Consider the following 19,914-nt stretch of genomic DNA (forward strand, 5'->3'; position numbering starts at 1 on the left):
GCGGGGCAATGAGCCTCCGGTACCCAGTGTTATGCCGGCAGATAAACAACGATTAGACCTAGCTGTGGTGGAAAGAGGACTTGCACGAAGCAGGCAGCGTGCAAAGGCCCTGATCATGGAGGGAAAAATCCGGGTCAACGACCAACCGGTGGATAAGCCCGGGACCCTGGTTTCCCCAAATGATCATTTGTACCTTAAGGGTAAGGACATTGCCTATGTCAGCAGAGGCGGGGTTAAGCTGGAGTCAGCTCTAAAAAGCTTTAAATTGAATGTGGATGGTTTTTTTTGCCTGGATGTGGGTGCATCGACCGGCGGTTTTACCGACTGCCTTCTGCAACAGGGTGCAAAAAGAGTTTTTGCAGTTGATGTGGGGTATGGACAACTGGCCTGGAAATTAAGACAGGATCAGAGAGTTGTGGTGATCGAACGCACCAACATCCGATACATGTCGCTTACTGCCCTGCCCCGCCCTGTTGATCTTATCACCATTGATGTTTCCTTTATTTCTCTGAAAACGGTGGTGCCTGCGGTGACCAAGTTTATGAAAAAATCTGCAGTTATCGTTGCCTTAATTAAACCCCAGTTCGAAGTTGGCAGAGGGAAGGTTGGCAAAGGAGGTGTGGTGCGTCATCCTGATTTGCACCAAGAAGTGATAGCTGAACTCACCGATTTTTTCCTTGATAAAGGTTTTTTATGCAAACCGGCAATTCCCTCTCCCATACTTGGCCCCAAAGGAAACAGAGAGTTTTTTATTCACCTAAAGACAATTTGCTAACATGAATCCGACTTTTTTCCAATTTGTCGAATTTTGATGGTTGATTTTTTTTATTTTAACAGATAAGAAATATTGTTTAATTCGTGTCGAGACCTTTGCAAAACTGCACTTTTTGTCCGATTTCTACGTCAGTCTTAAATTTCAACCCTCGAAATATTCAATATATTCCTGTGGTTGATCCGCCTGAGGCAGATCGCCTTTCTTGAACTCGAACAAAAATTACCATTTTTCAAAGGTCTCGTGTCGTCAGTGGATAAAAGCCACTGCTACCAAATATTTATGAGAGGAGCTTAAATGACTGATATGGTTGATGAAATAAGAAACGTCACACTCGTTGCGCATCAGGGAGCCGGAAAAACATCCCTGGCTGAAATTATGCTTTATAATGCAGGAGTCAGCAAAAGGATAGGACGCGTTGAAGATGGCAACACAATAATGGATTTTGAACCGGAAGAAATAAAACGCAATTCAAGTATCAGTAGTTCATTCCATCAACTGGACTGGAATAAGCATAGCATCACCCTTATTGATACCCCCGGAGATCAAAATTTCTTTACCGATACCAGAATATGCATGCAGGCTGCAGATGGTGCAGTCGTGCTCATTGATGCAGTGGATGGGGTAAAAGTTCAAACCGAGCAGGCATGGGAATTTGCCACAGAATTCAACATGCCGTGTATTATTTTTATCAATAAACTCGACCGAGAACGAGCGGATTTTTCACGTACTTTTAAAGATGCCACCGAATGTTTCAAGCCGAAACCGATTATTACCCAACTCCCCATCGGATCGGAACAAGATTTTAAAGGTGTGGTCGATCTTATCAGTATGAAAGCTTATACCTATGACGCAGAAGGCAAAGCCACCAAAGGCGACATACCTTCAGATATGCACGATATGGTTACCACAGAAAGGGAGGCATTTATTGAAAATGTTGCGGAGGCAGATGACGAACTGATTGAACGCTACCTGGAAGGGGAAACCCTGACGGATGATGATATTGTGGCTGCTTTGAAAAAAGGGACCCTATCCCGTGAATTTGTTCCGGTTCTTTGTGGATCTGCCACCAATAATATAGGCATCGATCTGCTTATGAGTTTTATTAGCGATTGTATGCCCTCCCCTAAGGACGGAGGCGCAAAATCTGGGATTGATCCACAAAACGAAAAGCCCATTGATCGCAGTCCTGATCCGGACGCGCCTTTTTCAGCCTTTGTATTTAAAACCGTGGCCGACCCATATGCCGGACGCCTTTCCATATTCAAAGTGGTTTCAGGTAAACTCGGTTCCGATGGGAACTTTTATAATGTAAATAAGGAAACCAAAGAAAGGTTTAACCAGTTGTTAACCATTGCTGGCAAGGAGCAAAAAGCGGCCTCAGAAGCCGGACCGGGTGCCATTGTGGCTGTGGCCAAACTCAAAGAAACCACCACCGGGGACACACTCTGTGATGAGACAGCCAAGATAAAATATGAATGCGCCAAACCGCTTCCCAACCTCATTTCTTTTGCGCTTGCATCCAAGTCAAAAGGAGATGAGGACAAAATATTCATTTCGTTGAGTAAACTTCTTGAGGAAGATACAGCATTGGTACTTGAACGCAATTCCGAAACAAATGAGATTCTCTTATCCGGCGCAGGCCAGATTCATATAGAGACCACCATAGAAAAGCTGAAAAGAAAGTTTAATGTTGAAGCCATACTTAATACTCCAAAAGTTCCCTATAAAGAGACCATCAAAAAGAAAGTCAGAGTTCAGGGGAAACACAAAAAGCAGTCCGGTGGTCATGGGCAATATGGTGACTGCTGGATTCAAATGGAACCCCTGCCCCGAGGCAAAGGGTTTGAGTTTGTGGATGCCATTGTGGGTGGTGCCATACCAAAAACTTATATACCTGCTGTTGAGAAAGGAATCGTTGAATCTGCCCCCAAAGGGGTTTTGGCTGGATTTCCCTGCGTCGATTTCAAGGTCACGCTGGATGACGGATCCTTTCATGCGGTTGATTCTTCTGAAATGGCGTTTAAAGTTGCCGGTTCCCTTGCGTTTAAAAAAGCCGCTGAAGAGGCCAAACCGGTTTTGCTGGAACCGATCATGAAGGTAACCATTACAACCCCTGATGAATTCATGGGGGATATCATGGGAGATTTGAACGGTAGACGCGGAAGAGTCCTGGGTATGGACAGCGCCGGTAAAAATCAGGTGATTAATGCACAGGTTCCCATGTCTGAATTTTTAACCTATGCGCCGGACCTAAGATCCATGACCGGTGGAAGAGGTATATTTTACATGGAATTTTCCCATTATGACGAAGTTCCCGCCCAGATATCAGAAAAGATCATTGAGGAAGTGAACAAAGCCAAAGAATGATCGGGTTACGAGTTGCGGGTTTTGCACTTTTTACCTTTAACCCCGCAACTCGTAACACGTAACTCCTATCCCCTACCACCATACCCGCATGCATTTTTTACACGGTGCGTACCCTTCCCAAAATGCATCCCATCTGCTTGAAAAATAGACTTTATCTAGTGTTGCATTTCCAAAACGACATGTCCTAAGATGAAATCGTTTTGATTTTTTGTTTCCCACATATCCCTCCCCTTTTTCTTTCCAATGGTGCCAGATTCCTTTTTTCCCTGACATGGCTTTCCGCTGGGCCTTAAGCAGTATTGAATGATATTTTTTGTTTGGGTACCGGGGCAAAAAAAATCCATATCCCTTTTCCAGAATTTTTTTGTTTACAAAGGTACCATCCGGCAGGAATACATAGGCAAGCCATCTTCCATATTGATCACGTCGCTCATTGTCAAATTCTACACGAACTTTCTTTTTAAACACCAGGGATTGGTTAAAACGTTTGGCTTTACGTCCGAAAGGTTCGGCTTTTTTCTCTCCATGTTCGATTTCAGGAGTATTGATACCGATATACCTTAGGCAACGATTGTCATTTAAGATAACGGTATCACCATCGGTTACCCGCTTAACCCATAATAATTTTTCTGCCAGCAGTTCTGCAGTGGGGAAAAAAAGAAAAATATAAATCAACCAAAAACAGCATAAATATTTTTTCATGACATTCAAACTTGTTAAGTGGTGGATCCGTTAAGTTTCCCACCGCAGATCATCCATCCAAATAGTCTGCATCCAGTCCACAGTGATACACCGCACTTTTATCCAGCATTTTCGGCAAACCGCCTCGATCAGATGGAATAAATCCAAAAGATTTATTCCATACCTCTTCATCTTCCATACAAAAATAAACCATCACATTCGGTGAATATTCCCTTATCCAACTTAATATTTTACTGTAAAGATTGATTCGTAACGGTTTAAAATACCTCATTTTACCGTCCATTCCAGAAATAAATTCGCCGTATATTATCTTGGAATCAGGAAAACGTGTCTGGATGATGGTTTTTAAAGACGGCATATAACGAAAAGTGCCGAGGCTTATCCACACAATATTTTCAGCAGAAACATGGGAAAATATCTGTTCAATCACCTGCTGGTAATCCTCTTCACATCCGTCATAAATAACCATGGGATCAAAATGAAAGGAAACCGGGTAGCCCCAGGATTCACATTTTGCCGCAGCTTTGAGTCTGGCTGAAAGTGATGCGGTATTTCGTTCTTCACCATGAATCACCTTATTTGTGTTGAGGGACCAGGACACTATGGTTTTTCGGTTGTGCCGAAGCTGTTTCAGCCCATTGATAGCCGTGGTTTTGGTTTTCAGCTCCAGCACCGTATTCGACTGGCTGGCAAATTTAGGCACCAGCAGGCTTGAAAGGTCGGTCCATGGCTCCCATATCATACTGTCGGTAAACTCTCCGGTTCCTATTCTGTTGATCTTTTTTTGGGTAAACAGTTGGTCCAATTCTAACAAAAGGTTCTGATGGTTGACAAAATATTGGAGAACCGGGGGGTGAAAATAGGACTGCAAAATACAGTAGGAACAGTCCATGCTGCAGAAAGTTCCGATATGCAGAATTTGATAACCACAGCAGGTATAATAACTGGTGCCCGGGCATTTTTTAACAAAAGCGCCTCTGTTTTGAGTCAGGAAAAGGATTTCCTTTGCCTTTTGTACCGGATCCTTCGCCTGGAGGATGGCGCGATAAACCTGCTTTTCATTTGAAACGATTACAGAGGGACATTTAAACCTCGACAGGATGGCTTCAGTTAAGGGGAGGTCTGCAACTTGTTGATCAATATAGATTTTTAACGGCTGCACTTTAATATATTTTTCCTAAACGATATGAATGGATAATTGGTTAACTCGTCATATAAATTGACAGTCATTCTCAAAAAAGCGAAGCATGAAACCTAAGGTTTGACCGGGAAATTGCCTATGGGCCTGTTGCAATACTTAATAAATAAGATCAGTGTGTTACACGTCCTCTATCTTCTCAGTTAAACCCATACAGGCAGAGACGATCAACGCCGCCGTGGGATTCTGCCCCTGACACTGTTTCAAAACTAATTGAAGCGAGATAGCTGCCGTATGTCCATTTCCAGATAGGATTGTTAAGTATGGTAACAGGCCCATAGGCAATTTGCCGGTCAAGCCGAGCTAAATTGGAAAAACGTATGTTTGTTTCTAATGAATTAATTTATAAATACCACGAATCATCTCTGTTTCCAAGATCAAAGAGATGTGCCATTGACACTTATCTTTTTTTATTCTATAAAATGGAGCATGCCCAAGGATAGCATAAAAGCCAAAAGATTGGTCGGTCTTTTTCTGCTCGGTTGTCTGCTGTTCAACTTCCCCATCCTGTCTCTGTTCAACCTCAAGGTGATTGTATTCGGCATCCCACTGTTGTACCTTTATATCTTTTCAATCTGGTTTATATTTATCGTTTTGATTTATTTGATTACCAAGTTCAGTAAAGAGACCTCACTGCCATTTCTCAAAAAGAGATAAATAATGCTAAAAGCAGAAGCCATACTTTTCTTTTCTTTCGGATATATGGGGCTTCTATTCGCCATTGCATTCTTTGGTGATAAGCATGCTAAAATTGGTCGCAGTATTGTAAGTAATCCATATATTTATACTCTCTCTCTGGCTGTTTTTTGTACTGCCTGGACTTTTTACGGTAGCGTCGGCCGTGCTGCAGCCACCGGCATAGGATTTTTACCCACTTATATCGGCCCGACCCTGATGGCGGCACTGGGATGGTTTGTGTTGCGAAAGCTCATACGTATCAGCAAGATACACCGCATTACCTCCATTGCCGATTTTATTGCTTCACGATACGGCAAAAGCTCATTTCTGGCAAGTGTGGTTACCATAATTGCGGTTTTGGGTGTCATTCCTTATATCTCACTCCAGCTAAAGGCTATTTCAACCAGCTTTTTGATCATCAAAGAATATCCAATTATTACCATGCCGGGTCATTTTGCCGAAATCCCGGTACATAAAGACACCGCTTTTTATGTCGCTCTGCTTCTGGCCATATTTACCATTCTTTTTGGGACGCGCCATCTTGATGCCACCGAACGACATGAAGGACTGGTGGCTGCCATTGCCTTTGAGTCTATTGTCAAACTGATTGCTTTCCTGGCGGTGGGCATATTTGTTACCTACGGGATTTACAGCGGTTTTGGCGATATCATTGAAAGAGCCACCAAGACACCTGAGTTAAAACAAGCATTTACCATCGGCACATGGAGCGGCTCGTATATTAACTGGAGTATATATATATTCCTTTCCATGATGGCTGTTTTATTTCTTCCACGTCAATTTCAGATCGCAGTGGTGGAGAATGTAGATGAAGAGCATTTAAAAAAGGCCATCTGGCTTTTCCCCTTATATTTATTCGCCATTAATATTTTTGTTCTACCGATTGCATTCGGCGGTATGCTCCATTTTGTGGAGGGAAACGTAGATGCTGATTTTTTTGTGTTAACCCTTCCAATGTCTGAACACAAGGAAGCCATCGCGCTGCTGGTTTTTATCGGAGGAATGTCTGCTGCAACCGGTATGGTAATTGTTGCCACTATCGCTCTTTCAACAATGATATGTAACGATCTGTTGATGCCGGTACTGCTCCGTTTACAATTCTTCAACCTTGCAACCAAGGGCGATTTGAGCCATTTTCTTTTGACCATTCGCCGTGGCAGTATCTTGCTGGTACTTTTACTGGGTTATGCCTATTTTCGATTAATCGGTGAGTATTATACTTTGGTTTCCATTGGGCTCATCTCCTTTACAGCCGCAGCCCAATTTGCTCCGGCAATTTTAGGGGGTATCTTCTGGAAAGGCGGGACACGATCCGGTGCACTCAGCGGGTTGATTCTGGGTTTTCTGGTGTGGGCTTACACACTTGTTTTTCCATCGCTCGTTTTGGCGGGATTTTTACCCAAAAGGTTTATTACTGAAGGACCTTTCGGTTTTTTGCTGCTGAGGCCTTTTCAGCTGTTTGGCCTGCAAGGATTTGATCACATCACCCATGCAGTTTTCTGGAGCATGCTTATTAATACAACCGCTTATGTGGGCGTATCGCTTTTTAGTCGTGCAAGCGCCATAGAACATACCCAGGCTGCTTTATTTGTGGATGTGTTTAAGTATTCTGAAAAACCGGAAAAATCATCTTTTTGGAGAGGAACGGCATCGGTCAAGGATCTCAAAGCTTTGCTCAGACGGTTTTTAGGAAAAAATAAAAGCGATAAAGAGTTATCTTTTTATGCCAAAAAGCATAATATTATATGGAAAAATAAATCCACTGCCGATGCCGATATGGTCAGTTATGCGGAAAATTTGCTGGCAGGGGCCATAGGATCAGCATCCGCACGCATCATGGTATCATCTGTTGTAAAAGAAGAGCCTCTTGGCATAGACGAAGTAATGAACATTCTTGATGAAACGCGTGTGGTTATTGCCTACAGCCGTGAACTGGAAAGGGCAACCGCGGATCTTCAAGCCGCCAACAAACGTCTGAAAGAGCTAGACCGGCTGAAAGATGAGTTTATCTCAACAGTTACCCATGAATTTCGTACGCCTCTCACCTCAGTACGATCCATTGCCGAAATACTCCACGAAAATCCAAACATCGATGATGAACAGAAAAAAAACTTTTCAGCGATTATTATTAAGGAGGCGGACAGGTTAACCCGATTAATCGTGCAGGTTCTGGATTTTCAAAAAATTGAATCAGGTAAAATATATTGGGAAATTTCCCCGGTTGACTTTAAAGAAGTCATTAAAGATGCCATTTCGGCCACCGGCAGCCTCATAGAAGAGAAAAAAATTAAAGTTGATCTAAATCTGCCTGATACCATCAATCTGATTGATGGTGATCGAGATCGTCTGATACAGGTGATGGTCAACCTGATTTCCAATGCGGTAAAATTTTGCCCCGACACATGGGGAATCATCGCTATTGACCTTATAGTCAAACCGGATCATCTGAAAATCAACGTAAAAGACAACGGAATCGGAATAAGTCGACAAAACCAGAAGATTGTTTTTCAAGAATTTCGGCAGGTTAAGGATTCTTCCATGGGGCGTCCACCGGGAAGTGGGTTGGGCCTTTCAATTACCAAGCGAATTATTGATTTCCATAAAGGAAAAATCTGGGTGAAAAGTAAGTCCGGAAAAGGCTCCACTTTTTCCTTTACCTTGCCGTTTTAGCAGTGATCATCTGTCATTCTGCCCCGGCACCTTTCTCTGTCTCAGCGTCGCCGAAGCCATGGACAGGTGTATTTTCCTCTCAATATTTCTTTCGGGCATAAAAAGACTTTCTGGAGGCCAGTCTGGCTTGTTTCAAAGTGTGTATTCCCTGCTTGGCCAAAAGCGGAATCAATTTAAGAAAAATTTCACCCGTTGCAATCGCATCTCCTAAAGCGGTATGCCTGCCAACAATACTTATGCCCAACCTTTCAGCTATGGCTTCCATATTGTGATCTTCCTGAAAAGGATGAACCACAGAAGAAAGGAGCAGGGTATCCAATACAGGATTTAAAAATTGAACACCTGTCGCTTCCTCTTTTACCTGCAACATGCGCATATCAAAAGCCGCATTGTGGGCAACCAGAATGGTGTCTTCGGCAAATTGGTGAAATAAAGGGAGCACCTTGTCGATGGTGGGCTGGTTTTGAAGCATGTCGGGTTTAATTCCATGTATCTGTATCGATTCAAAAGGCAACGGTCTTCCGGGATCGATTAACTGATCGAAATTTTCTTCATTCAGCAGATGGCAATTTATAATACGTACGGCACCGATCGAAATGATTTCATCCCCTTGTGAAGGGTTTAAGCCGGTTGTTTCCGTATCAAAAACAGTATATGAAAGTTCATCCAAAGTCCGGTTATCCTGCTTGGTATTTTGTCCGGGCTGGTTAAACAGATCGAAGTCATAAAATTCCGGTCTGCTTTCAGGCAGTATGGTCAGATTTCCCAGATTTTTCTGCTGCAAAGCTTCGGTGGCCGGAAGCAGCAAGCGAATATAAGATTTCCTGGAATCTTTACATGAATAAGACCAGAGCTCTCCATCATGATGTTTGATGACCTCTTTTAAAGTTAACGGGATGCTTTCATTATCAACGGAAATAAACTGCTCATCCCATTTTTTAAGTGTTTCGATTTTCACCGGACTTCCGCGCCACAGCCAGTCGAGATTGATAAACCGCCCTTTTTTTTCAAAAATGCAGTCAAACTCATCGGTATTGGTCTCATTTTTTAACTTATCCAGCAGAAAAAGAGTGGCTAAAACGATCGAGTAACTGTCGACTTGAATATTGATTTTTTCGCTGCATTTTTTAATATTAATTTGAACATCAAGTTTATCTTTGGTTTTTCGCCTGACCGCCTCAAGCATGTCGTCGGCCTTTATATGAACCAGCGGCCAGCGGGTGCGGATACGGCAATTCGAATCAGAATCGGCTTTGTCAACTATTTTACCGATCATCAGCGATTCTTCATGTATAATTTTTCTGAAAATATCAAGCTGGGATCTTTCCATATCGGGAAATTCGCGGATTGCTTCAATTGCCGCACGTAAACTCGCCAGTGATCCCCGAATTCCTCTTCGCAAAGATTGCAACAGAAAATCTATTCGGCTGTCGGATTCGAATTGCTGGGTGATATCGTGAAGGGTGAGGATAAATCCTTTAAATTCCCTATTATTATTGAGAATAGGGGCGGCCTCAACACGCAGAAGACGGTCTTGCTTATCTGCCACCACAAAATAAGAAGCCGCATCCGTTTCCTTGCGTTTTAATTTGTCAGCAATCTCGTCTACGGCATGTACAATGAGGTTTTTGTCAATGATACTGAAAACCGATCGTCCAAGCCCGATAAAACGACCCGATTCTTTACTACCAGCGGCTTCACGGTATTCGTTATCCTTATCTCCGATAAGGAATCTTTTGGCCCGTTTGTTGTATAAAAGAATCTGCCCTTCACGGTTGCAGATGATGACACCTTCGGGCAATTCAGCCATTAAGGCTGCAAGAATATTTTTTTCTTCTTCGGATTCTGCCCTTGCCTGCTGGATTCTTTCATCTATGTTGTTTTGTTCTTTTTCAAAACGTTCTGCCCATTCGTTGATCACTTTGGCAAGACGCACCACCTCCCGGCTTCCTTCCAGCTGAATACGATGGGATGGGTTGGTTGAATGAATCAAAACACTTTCTTCGGCAAGTTTGTCCAGGGGAAGGATATAGAAACGAAACACCCAGTCAAGACCAAACCCCAGACCGGCCAACAATAGAAAAACAGCGGTAAATATGTATAAAAAATTCCGTTTTAAAAATTCGCTCAAAAAAAACTTCTCTCCCGGTAAAAGCTGGTGCCAGAACAAAAATCCAACCGTCACTATAAAAACCAGGGTAAACGCTATAGAGACTAGCGCAAACCACAAAAATTTACTATTTTGCTTCATGCTTATTTTTCAAGTAGTTGTTTAACTTTATCAACTATTTCAATATTCGAAAAAGGTTTGGTAATATACGCATCCGCTCCAAGGGCCAAACCCTTTTCAACATTTGCGTCGCTGCCAAGAGCAGTTAACAGAATAATTTTTATCCCATCCCACCGGGGGTTTTCACGAACCCGCTGGCAGACTTCAAAACCATCAATAACCGGCAGCATAATATCGAGCAGAATCAGATCCACCTTTTTTTCAGCAATGATTTCCATTGCTTCTTCACCGCTAAAGGCGACCATTACTTCATAGCCGTTTTGTTCCATCAGAAACTGTACCGGTACGATTATACTAGGCTCATCATCTACAATAAGTATTTGTTTCGGCATGGCAGGAGGCCTTTATAATGGTTGTCAAAAAAACATTCCGTTATCGAAACGGTTTTTTCTACAACCACTTATACCGCAATTCCGTATTTGGGAACATATTTATGGCAAGCGGCATAATGAGTCAAAGTGAGACCAGGGCAAAAAAATAGCCGGCACAAAAATTTCCTTATGTGCCGGCCATTTACATACCACACATATGTTTTTAATAAAAAATATAAATATGCAATCACAAGGCTATTTTCTAGCCTTTGCATAGCCGATACCTTCCAGCGCTTCTTCCATTTCACCTAAAGTTGCCGGATCGTCAATGGTTGCAGGCATGTTCCATTCCTTGTTATCTGCAATTTTCTGAATGGTACCCCTTAAGATCTTGCCTGAACGGGTCTTGGGAAGGCGTTTGACCACTGTGGCGGTTTTAAAGGAAGCAACCGGCCCTATTCGATCGCGCACCATTTGGACGACTTCTTTGATGATTTCATCCTGGTTACGGGTCACGCCTGCATTGAGTACCAGAAATCCAATGGGAATTTGGCCTTTCAACTTATCATCCACGCCAAGAACGGCACATTCCGCAACATCAGGATGGTCGGACAGGACTTCTTCCATGCCGCCGGTTGATAAACGGTGACCGGCTACATTAATGATGTCGTCCGTCCGGGTCATCACAAAGACATATCCGTCCTCATCGATAAAACCGGCATCAGCGGTCTTGTAATACCCCGGAAACTCTTTAAGGTAGGCTTCAATAAAAGCCTCATCTCTGTTCCACAGGGTTGGAAGTGTTCCCGGAGGCAGGGGGAGTTTCACCACCAGGGCTCCTATTTCTCCTGATTTTACCAGATTGTTATCCGGATCAACCACTTTGACATCCCATCCCGGCGCCGGTTTGGTTGGCGAACCTTCTTTTACCGGAAAGTGATGAATACCCAGGCAGTTTGCACAAATGGCCCAACCTGTCTCGGTCTGCCACCAGTGATCGATAACCGGACAACCGATATTCGATTCCGCCCATTTTAACGTATCCGGATCCAACCGTTCACCTGCAAGAAAAAGGGCTTTAAAGTTTGACAGATCATATTTCTTCATCAATTCAGCGCTGGGATCTTCACGTTTGATCGCCCGGAAGGCGGTTGGGGCGGTAAACATGGTTTTTACTTTATGCTCTGATATGACCCTCCAGAACACTCCGGCATCCGGTGTGCCTACAGGCTTGCCTTCAAACAGTATGGTGGTGCAACCTTTAAAAAGCGGCCCGTAAACGATATAGGAGTGTCCGACGACCCAGCCCACATCAGATGCCGCCCAGTATACATCTCCTTTGTCCACATTATATATATTTTTCATGGTCCACTTAAGGGCGACGACATGTCCGCCGTTGTCCCGAACCACGCCTTTGGGTATGCCGGTGGTTCCTGATGTATATAAAATATAAAGCGGATCCGTCGCTGCAACCGGAACACAGTCGTGGGGCTTTGCCTCTGCCATGACATCATTCCAATCAAGGTCACGGCCGTCAACCAGGGGTGCGGTTTCCATGGGTCGTTGCAAGATAATACATTTTTCCGGCTTAGCCGATGCCATGTTTATGGCTTCATCAAGGAGAGGTTTGTAAGCAATCACTTTGGCAACTTCAATACCGCAGGATGCGGATACAATGATCTTGGGCTTGGCATCATCAATTCTTACGGCCAGCTCCTTGGCGGCAAAACCTCCAAATACCACAGAATGAACTGCGCCAAGACGCGCGCAGGCCAGCATTGCAATGGCCGATTCGGCAATCATCGGCATATATATAAGTACCCGGTCCCCCTTTTTTACCCCCTGGGCGGCCAGCACACCGGCAAATACAGCCACCTCATCCCGCAGTTCATTATACGTGTATTTTTTTATCGTATTGGTGACCGGGCTGTCATAAATCAGGGCATCCTGATTACCCAAGCCGTTTTCAATATGAAAATCAAGCGCGTTGTAACAGGTGTTGATTTCACCACCGGTAAACCATCGGTAGTACGGCTTATTGGAATCGTCCAGCACCTTATCCCATTTTTTGTACCAGTGGCAATCCTCAGCCGCTTCCGCCCAGAAACTGTCCGGGTCTTTAATCGATTTTTCAAAAGCCTCATCATACGGATTGGTCATATTTTTTCCTCCTCCAGCATGCTGCTGATTTATTATTCATGGTAAATATACGGAAGGTGCGTATTCTTACTCAGGACTCGCGAAAAAATAACTTCATATTATAGCCATCCCGGATTCACCAGGGATTTATCCGATACTTAACCGAAAAATCCTCAAAACAGCCGGACAATATTATAGTTTAGAAGCCTTGGATTAAACGGGTAATGGTAGACTCAGAATTCCGCACCTATCCATGCGCCTAAACGGTGAACTTAATTTTACGCGAACCCCAAGCAAGAAAACTGTATAGTGATTCCACCAGTGTAGAATGGAACATAAAAAACTTTATGAAACTGTTCGATCCGGCCGGAAAAAAACTAAGTCTTCCGGCCGGAACTTTTTACCGTATCTTAGTTTGGTACTACTCAGGTTGTCCGGCTCCCGGTTTCAAAGCTTACGGTTATCTATCATATGTTCAGTATTAAAGAGCCGTTACTGCTAAATCGAACACCATCAAACCTGAATAGCTGCCTCTTTTTAATTGGATGAGTATTCTACCCCCAGAGTCCCCAACCAAACGATGCGGTGAACAGGATGGAAAAAACAACAAGAATTATCATCCATATATCTTCTCGTTTCATAATGAATATCTCCTATTAAATGTTTGGTTACGCTTCCTTGACCACGGTCATGGTCTCGGTTTCCATACGTTCAATCCGGTCATCAGACAGTGTCGACATTTGAGCTTTGAAACACAGAGCCCACATCATAATTATACCGAGAATCCACCAGAATATCTGCCATGACCACAGCGGGGTGAAGCCGGAAAAGGAAAATGCCTTGTTGCCCAGAATACATGCGGGTCCTATGGCAAAGAAGTACCATACCGGTACCACAAACAGCATCACCTTGCGCCATGCCTTCCCGCTTTCGCTGGGCGCGTCAATATCATCCAGAAAGGCGCGCACCTCATTTTGCCTCTTTATGGTCTCTTCATTGTCTTTAAATCCGAGTCCTCGGCAAATATAGGCCACAACGAGTCCGGAAAATGTTCCCCAGAATGCTGCATGCATGGAAAGTGGTCTGGGCCAGATGCTATAGGTAATCCAAACAGCAATCATGCCGGCCAAAACACCTAAAACCGCACCGATGGATGGGAACCTGAAACCCCAGATGACTCCCACTAGAAGCACATACATGACAAAGCCGAATGCCGTTGCAAAGGCTCCCAAAATAACCAGCGCCGCTTTTGATGTCAATCCAACGGTAAGGGCACCTGCGGTAAGCAGTGTGGCTAAAATACGGTTTACCCAAATCTGCTCAGCATGTCCGGCTTCCTGTTTTCTGATATACCGCCAGTAAAGGTCCCGCAGCAAAATGGAACCGCCGGTGCCGATATAAGGTGCAGCCGTGGAGTGGATGGCTGCGATGGCACCGAGAAAAACGATACCGAGCACGAATGGCGGCAGAAATTCCTTCATCAGGGTGGGTACCACCGTGGCCTGAGTTAAATTCTGAAAATTCGGATCACCGGCCACTTCAAGCACTTTGGCCCCCATTCCCTGAAATGCGGTGAAGAAGAACAGGGCAAAGCCGACCACAAAGGTGGACATAAACGCCTGCTGCCAGGCAAGCGGCTTGGGTGATTTGATACCAAAGGTCCACATGGTAAATGCCGGAGAGGACTGAATGCCCATCAGGGCGAACATGTAAGTCAAAACCATGACAGCCGTCCATGCTGTTTCGCCTTCCGCCCCGCCAAGACCCCAGTTGATTACACGGGGAACCTCCAGAAACCTTACATCCAGCGCAGCCACTGCGGCGGAAAATTTTTCCCAGCCTCCGAACTTGGGACCGGTCACAACGAAAAATCCAAGCAGAATGATACCACCCACCAGGAGCACAAACTGAATCACGCCTACCCAGGTGCTTGCTTTCAGTCCGCCGGTGCATACATAGAACCATACGATGAATCCCATAAAAATGGCACCAAATGCGACTGGAACACCGGCAATGATATGAAACAGTGCGGCCGAGGCCATCAGTTGAACGGCGGAATAAAACAGAGAGTATAACACCGCGGTCAAAACAACCAGAAATCTGAGAAACTCTGAATTGAAATAATAGGCATACATGTCTCCGGGTGTAATAAATCCGTATCGTTTGCCCATGAGCCACACCCTCTTGTTAAAAAACGTTCCGGTAATCGGAATGGTCAGCACATAGAATGAGGCAAAGGCATAGGCCAAACCGTCACGCCAGATCAGACCCGGGTGACCGATAAATGTCCACCCGGAAAAGGAGGCGGCGGTGGCCGCGAGCAAAAATGCGAAAAATGGGATAGACCGGCCCGCAATGGCATATCCCGCGGAGGTTTTTTCGGTAAAATAACCTTTTAACCCCCAGTAAAAACAATAAATAATATAAATGCCAAGCATTATGTAAACCCAAGTGGTTCCACTCATTTTTTCCCTCCTGTGCAAAGGTCAATGAAATTTAACTTTGATAGTTAAATTTCTGATAATAATTTAAACAGCACCAGGAATGTTTAACCACCTCCCTTCGGAAATATTTAAGATCTGATAAAAAAATTGTTTTCCTCTCCCTTTTTAACCGGTTTTTTAACCGGTATCCTGATACTGACAAAATTTAATTGTAAAAGAACGGATGCGGGAATTGAAAAATGTCTTTATTCCACAAGGCACAACTCCAGCAAATGCCAATCTTATTATCTGGCCATATTCTTGATCTCTTCCACTATTTCAGGGTTGGCCAGCGTGGTCACGTCTCCCACGTCCTGATTATTGGAAATTGCACCGAGAACCCTGCGCATGATCTTTCCGGAACGGGTTTTGGGCATATCACTCACGATCCATACTCCCTTCGGTTTGGCAATTTTACCGATTTCGTCACAAACCGCATCGGAAATCTTTTTGGCAAGCGCATCACTGGCTTTATAACCCGGTTTTAAAGCAATATAAAGATCCGGTTCCCTTCCCTTGATGTCATGGGCCACAGGAACCACCGCAGCTTCGGCGACCTCTTCAACGACAAGTGCTGCAGATTCTATTTCCTTTGTTCCCAAACGGTGACCGGACACATTGATGACGTCATCGATCCGTCCCAGGATACGGAAATACCCGTCCTCGGCCTCAACCGCGGCATCTCCCGTCATATACGGCCAGTCCTTCCAGTCCTTTGAGTCGGGATTCTTGCAATACCGGGCATAATAGGTATCCACATATCGATCCCTGTCTCCCCATATGGTCTGGAAACCTCCGGGCCACGGATTTTGAATGCAGATATTACCGGCTTTTCCTGCCCCTGCCGGAAGAATCTCTCCTTCTTCATCGTAGATGATCGGATGAATACCCGGCATTCCCGGTCCTGCGCTCCCCGGTTTCATCGGTTTTATTCCGGGTAATGTGCTGCAGAGAAACCCTCCTGTTTCGGTCTGCCACCAGGTATCCACGATGATCGCCTCACCCTTTCCCACCACTTCATGATACCATTTCCAGACCTCAGGTTCGATGGGCTCACCCACTGTGGTCATGTGTTTGAAATGATAATTATACTTGGCAGGTTCATCAGGGCCGATTTTTCTTAAAGCCCGGATTGCCGTGGGTGCGGTATGAAAGATGTTCACATCCAGATCCTGTGCAATCCGCCATGCCCTGCCGGCATCCGGATAGGTGGGCACCCCTTCATAAACCACCGTGGATGCGCATATGGCCAGTGGTCCATACACAATGTACGAGTGGCCGGTGATCCATCCGATATCCGCCATACACCAGTAAACATCTTCGGGATGAATATCCTGAACATACTTTGAAGTGCCTGCAGTATAGGAAAGGAATCCGCCGATGCTGTGCTGACAGCCTTTGGGTTTTCCGGTGGTTCCACTGGTGTACATGAGAAACAGAGGGGCTTCAGCAGGCATCGGTACAGGATCCACACGTGCCCCGTAATAATCTTTAAGCAAATCATTCACAAAATAATCACGACCCTCAACCATGGGTGTGGGACTTGAAGCTTTTCCGGGATAACGTTGCCACACCAGCACCTTGTCCACCTTCTGTCCGTCTTTTGCGGCCAGATCAACGGCAATATCTGCGTTTTGTTTGTGATCAAGAAGAGTGCCGCTCCGGTAATAAGCATCCATGGTGATCAGAACCCGGCTGTTGGAATCTTCTATTCTGTCCGCACAAGCTCTTCCGCTGAAACCGCCAAAAACCTGTGAATGAATCACACCAAGTCTGGCCAAGGCAAGCATGGTAATTGGAAGCTCGGCGACCATGGGCATATGAAGCGTTACCCGGTCTCCTGCTTTCAATCCGGCGAAATCACGAAGAAGTGCGGCAAACTCATTTACCCTCACATAGAGTTCCTGAAAGGTGATGTGTTCATATTTTTCTTCCAGGGGTTCCGGAACAAAATGGATGGCTGTTTTGTTTTTGTTCTTTGCCAGGTGTCTGTCAATGCAATTATAGCTGGCATTAATTTTCCCGCCGACAAACCATTTCCAGCATGGTGCGTCGCTGGTATCAAGGATTGTATGCCAGTATTCATACCAATCAAGAAGATCAGCATACTCCTTGAAGCAATTCGGGAAGTTATCCAGACCAAATCGATCATAAACAGCCGGATCTGTCATGTTCGCCTGGGCGACGAACTCATATGAAGGATAATAGTATTCTTCTTCCCCCCAGTGAACCGCAATTTGCGCTTCCGATGTTTCTACAACTTCTTTTTCTGCCATAGATCACACTCCTTAAAGCTAGTCATTTGTATTAAAATTTTTGCTCCTTTCCTCTTAAAAATTACTTTTCGCTAACCTCCTTTCCCATTCATTGATGACAATCTTATAAACAGATTTTTCATCATTTGAGTGGATAAAAGCCGTTTAACATTATTTGGTTATTCCCTGTCTGAAGATATCAAATGCAATATCTAAAGTTGGTTTAATAAAATCTTTTTTATTATCAATAATCTTTTTGCTTTCCTCCCAGAGAATCACCCCGGAAAACAACGCCCAAACAATATCGGCAAGTGCATTGGGATTTGTTTTAATAAAAACACCGGTGCTTATTCCCGAGGAAAAAATATCCGACATAATTTTGAGAGAACTCTGCGACAGCCTTTTAATTTCTGACAGCAGTCCGTCAGATAAGTTTTTTAGCGATTCGCTTGATTGAAGATGAAACAGGTTAATAAGAATTAAGGGGTCAAAATCATAAATATCGTATAATGCATCCTTTAATGATGCGATTCGTTGTTCATCATTGACATTTTTTTGATTTTTAACATGTTCGAGTCTGATATTAAGATGTTGGAGTATTCTTATGGATAGGGAGGCATAGAGTTCGTCTTTGTTTTTAAAATAGATATATATTGTCCCGGGACTTATTTCGGCTTCTTCTGCAATATCCTCCATCGTTGCTTTATTAAATCCTTTGGCAGAAAAGATCCTTTTGGCAGCAACAATGATCTGTTGTCGCCTTCTTTCTTTTTCGCGTTCCTTTCTTTCCTTTATACCCATTTTTTAAAATGAATTATATTTATTGTTTATAAACCTATATATTTGATAGTTATTATTTGTCAAGATAAATCTATTTATTTTTTTGTTTTTTTCTCCATTTATTCAACTCGTTTTAAAAGTTTAATCAAGAGCTCAGGTTTGTATCTTTTAATCTGGTCTAATGGTTCATTCGGATCGGTATTAAACAAAAACAGAAGATGCCAATATTTTTTTATGTGTTATTATATCTATTGGTTATATGTTTTTAATTTTTTTTCTAAGTTTCAACCCGCACCGGTCTGACCATATTTTAATAAACTACTTGCTATTTTTACCAATAATGATTTATATGGCTACCCGGTTTATATAATCTTACGGTTTGAATGTGCTGAAAATGAAGTAAGGTGATAGAAAACAGCCGATAGATCACTCAATTTGATCCTGACATACTTAAAAGATATAGGTTGGGTGGACTATTTATCCTGCTTTTAATAAAACTTTTCCCGGTAAGGAAGATAATAATGATCAATATAAGTGTTAAATTTAAGGAATATCCCACCGGTGTTAAAATGGGCATATGGTTTTTAATTGCCGGTTGGATTGCGCATTATTTTTATTTTTTAAAATTTTTAATGAGTGAATTTCCGGTCAAAACGCTCTACCTCCAGCTCGGTATCGGTGTGGCCATATGCTATTTTGTGGCCAGCATCAATAAATGGGCCAGATCATTGTGTATATTTTTCAATTTTGCCATCATAGTGCTGTATCTTTTCTATTTTATTTTATATATTAACATCAGCAATTATGATTTGGCCTTTCTCACCGCACTGGTTGTGGTTTTATTTTCCATATCAACCTATTTTATGACCAGAAAAGAATCTTCTCAGTATTTCAAAACATATAACCAAACAGACGACAATGGGGAGTCGTCAGACGATTGAAAACCGATGACGCCGAAGAAAGTTTTATTTACAATAACGTTTGCGCTGTCATCGTTTAATGGAGGAAATTTATGCCTGCACTGCCATCCAAGGATGTCGTATGTAAATGCGGACATGCTATGACTATTGATAGAAAAAAAGTCCTGTGTATAAAGTGCGGAAAGTATGTATTCTATAATGAAGAAGAGCGAAGAAAACACCAGATAAATACAGTGTACGTTGTGATAGCCTTTGCATCGGCGCTTGGTTTAATCACCTATTTTTTTATTGAACTGATCGCTACTCCGCTGTTAAAGTTCTAAAGAAT

The 19,914-nt window shown here is 43.5% G+C and carries 14 protein-coding genes; 6 read left to right on the forward strand and 8 right to left on the reverse strand.

All coding sequences use genetic code 11. The features are described from left to right. Positions 1 to 31: 31 nt before the first annotated feature. On the forward strand, positions 32 to 775 hold the full coding sequence (locus SWH54_18995) for a TlyA family RNA methyltransferase (protein ID MDY6793359.1): 744 nt from the start codon (positions 32 to 34) through the stop codon (positions 773 to 775). A gap of 294 nt (positions 776 to 1,069) precedes the next feature. After that, positions 1,070 to 3,142, forward strand: a complete 2,073-nt coding sequence (fusA, locus tag SWH54_19000) for an elongation factor G (protein ID MDY6793360.1) — start codon at positions 1,070 to 1,072, stop codon at positions 3,140 to 3,142. Between the two features lie 72 nt (positions 3,143 to 3,214). Here fusA and SWH54_19005 read toward each other — a convergent pair whose 3' ends face one another. Both SWH54_19005 and SWH54_19010 read right to left on the reverse strand, forming a co-directional pair. Continuing rightward, positions 3,215 to 3,844, reverse strand: a complete 630-nt coding sequence (locus SWH54_19005; protein MDY6793361.1) for a thermonuclease family protein — start codon at positions 3,842 to 3,844, stop codon at positions 3,215 to 3,217. 49 nt (positions 3,845 to 3,893) lie between these two features. Next, positions 3,894 to 5,006, reverse strand: coding sequence for a DNA photolyase (locus SWH54_19010; GenBank protein MDY6793362.1), 1,113 nt, complete (start codon positions 5,004 to 5,006; stop codon positions 3,894 to 3,896). Between the two features lie 429 nt (positions 5,007 to 5,435). Between SWH54_19010 and SWH54_19015 the strand changes: the two genes are divergently transcribed. Continuing rightward, positions 5,436 to 5,699, forward strand: a complete 264-nt coding sequence (locus SWH54_19015) for a hypothetical protein (protein ID MDY6793363.1) — start codon at positions 5,436 to 5,438, stop codon at positions 5,697 to 5,699. Positions 5,700 to 5,702: 3 nt separating this feature from the next. Beyond that, the gene (locus SWH54_19020; protein MDY6793364.1) at positions 5,703 to 8,408 is read left to right on the forward strand and encodes a sensor histidine kinase; all 2,706 of its coding nucleotides are present in this window, start codon (positions 5,703 to 5,705) and stop codon (positions 8,406 to 8,408) included. Positions 8,409 to 8,487: 79 nt separating this feature from the next. On the opposite strand, the gene SWH54_19025 is transcribed toward SWH54_19020, so the two are convergent. The 6 genes from SWH54_19025 to SWH54_19050 all read right to left on the reverse strand — a co-directional run bounded on the left by SWH54_19025 (position 8,488) and on the right by SWH54_19050 (position 18,687). Next, positions 8,488 to 10,539 carry an exonuclease domain-containing protein gene (locus tag SWH54_19025; protein MDY6793365.1) on the reverse strand — a complete coding sequence of 684 codons (2,052 nt, stop codon included), beginning with the start codon at positions 10,537 to 10,539 and terminating at the stop codon, positions 8,488 to 8,490. 122 nt (positions 10,540 to 10,661) lie between these two features. Beyond that, entirely contained in the window at positions 10,662 to 11,030 is a 369-nt protein-coding gene (locus SWH54_19030; protein ID MDY6793366.1) for a response regulator, read from the reverse strand. 234 nt (positions 11,031 to 11,264) lie between these two features. After that, positions 11,265 to 13,169, reverse strand: coding sequence for a propionyl-CoA synthetase (locus SWH54_19035; protein ID MDY6793367.1), 1,905 nt, complete (start codon positions 13,167 to 13,169; stop codon positions 11,265 to 11,267). Between the two features lie 647 nt (positions 13,170 to 13,816). Continuing rightward, positions 13,817 to 15,613 (reverse strand): sodium:solute symporter family protein, encoded by a 1,797-nt coding sequence (locus tag SWH54_19040; protein ID MDY6793368.1) that lies wholly within the window; start codon positions 15,611 to 15,613, stop codon positions 13,817 to 13,819. A 263-nt stretch (positions 15,614 to 15,876) separates the two neighbouring features. Continuing rightward, positions 15,877 to 17,907: an acetate--CoA ligase gene (acs, locus tag SWH54_19045; GenBank protein MDY6793369.1), complete on the reverse strand. Its 2,031-nt coding sequence runs from the start codon at positions 17,905 to 17,907 to the stop codon at positions 15,877 to 15,879. A gap of 150 nt (positions 17,908 to 18,057) precedes the next feature. Then, positions 18,058 to 18,687, reverse strand: coding sequence for a TetR/AcrR family transcriptional regulator (locus tag SWH54_19050; GenBank protein ID MDY6793370.1), 630 nt, complete (start codon positions 18,685 to 18,687; stop codon positions 18,058 to 18,060). A gap of 500 nt (positions 18,688 to 19,187) precedes the next feature. Between SWH54_19050 and SWH54_19055 the strand changes: the two genes are divergently transcribed. Continuing rightward, complete coding sequence (locus SWH54_19055; GenBank protein ID MDY6793371.1) at positions 19,188 to 19,607, forward strand: hypothetical protein; 420 nt, start codon at positions 19,188 to 19,190, stop codon at positions 19,605 to 19,607. A 71-nt stretch (positions 19,608 to 19,678) separates the two neighbouring features. After that, positions 19,679 to 19,909 carry a hypothetical protein gene (locus tag SWH54_19060; protein MDY6793372.1) on the forward strand — a complete coding sequence of 77 codons (231 nt, stop codon included), beginning with the start codon at positions 19,679 to 19,681 and terminating at the stop codon, positions 19,907 to 19,909. Positions 19,910 to 19,914 lie beyond the last annotated feature (5 nt).

The sequence above is a fragment of the Thermodesulfobacteriota bacterium genome (assembly GCA_034189135.1).
Lineage (GTDB): Bacteria > Desulfobacterota > Desulfobacteria > Desulfobacterales > JAUWMJ01 > JAUWMJ01.

Excerpts from the sequence above, each read along its gene's own strand:
- acs (MDY6793369.1), bottom strand. The coding sequence starts at position 17,907 with ATGGCAGAAAAAGAAGTTGTAGAAACATCGGAAGCGCAAATTGCGGTT.
- SWH54_19030 (MDY6793366.1), bottom strand. The coding sequence starts at position 11,030 with ATGCCGAAACAAATACTTATTGTAGATGATGAGCCTAGTATAATCGTA.
- SWH54_19005 (MDY6793361.1), bottom strand. The coding sequence starts at position 3,844 with ATGAAAAAATATTTATGCTGTTTTTGGTTGATTTATATTTTTCTTTTT.
- SWH54_19035 (MDY6793367.1), bottom strand. The coding sequence starts at position 13,169 with ATGACCAATCCGTATGATGAGGCTTTTGAAAAATCGATTAAAGACCCG.
- SWH54_19050 (MDY6793370.1), bottom strand. The coding sequence starts at position 18,687 with ATGGGTATAAAGGAAAGAAAGGAACGCGAAAAAGAAAGAAGGCGACAA.
- SWH54_19020 (MDY6793364.1), top strand. The coding sequence starts at position 5,703 with ATGCTAAAAGCAGAAGCCATACTTTTCTTTTCTTTCGGATATATGGGG.
- SWH54_19055 (MDY6793371.1), top strand. The coding sequence starts at position 19,188 with ATGATCAATATAAGTGTTAAATTTAAGGAATATCCCACCGGTGTTAAA.
- SWH54_19040 (MDY6793368.1), bottom strand. The coding sequence starts at position 15,613 with ATGAGTGGAACCACTTGGGTTTACATAATGCTTGGCATTTATATTATT.
- SWH54_19060 (MDY6793372.1), top strand. The coding sequence starts at position 19,679 with ATGCCTGCACTGCCATCCAAGGATGTCGTATGTAAATGCGGACATGCT.
- fusA (MDY6793360.1), top strand. The coding sequence starts at position 1,070 with ATGACTGATATGGTTGATGAAATAAGAAACGTCACACTCGTTGCGCAT.
- SWH54_18995 (MDY6793359.1), top strand. The coding sequence starts at position 32 with ATGCCGGCAGATAAACAACGATTAGACCTAGCTGTGGTGGAAAGAGGA.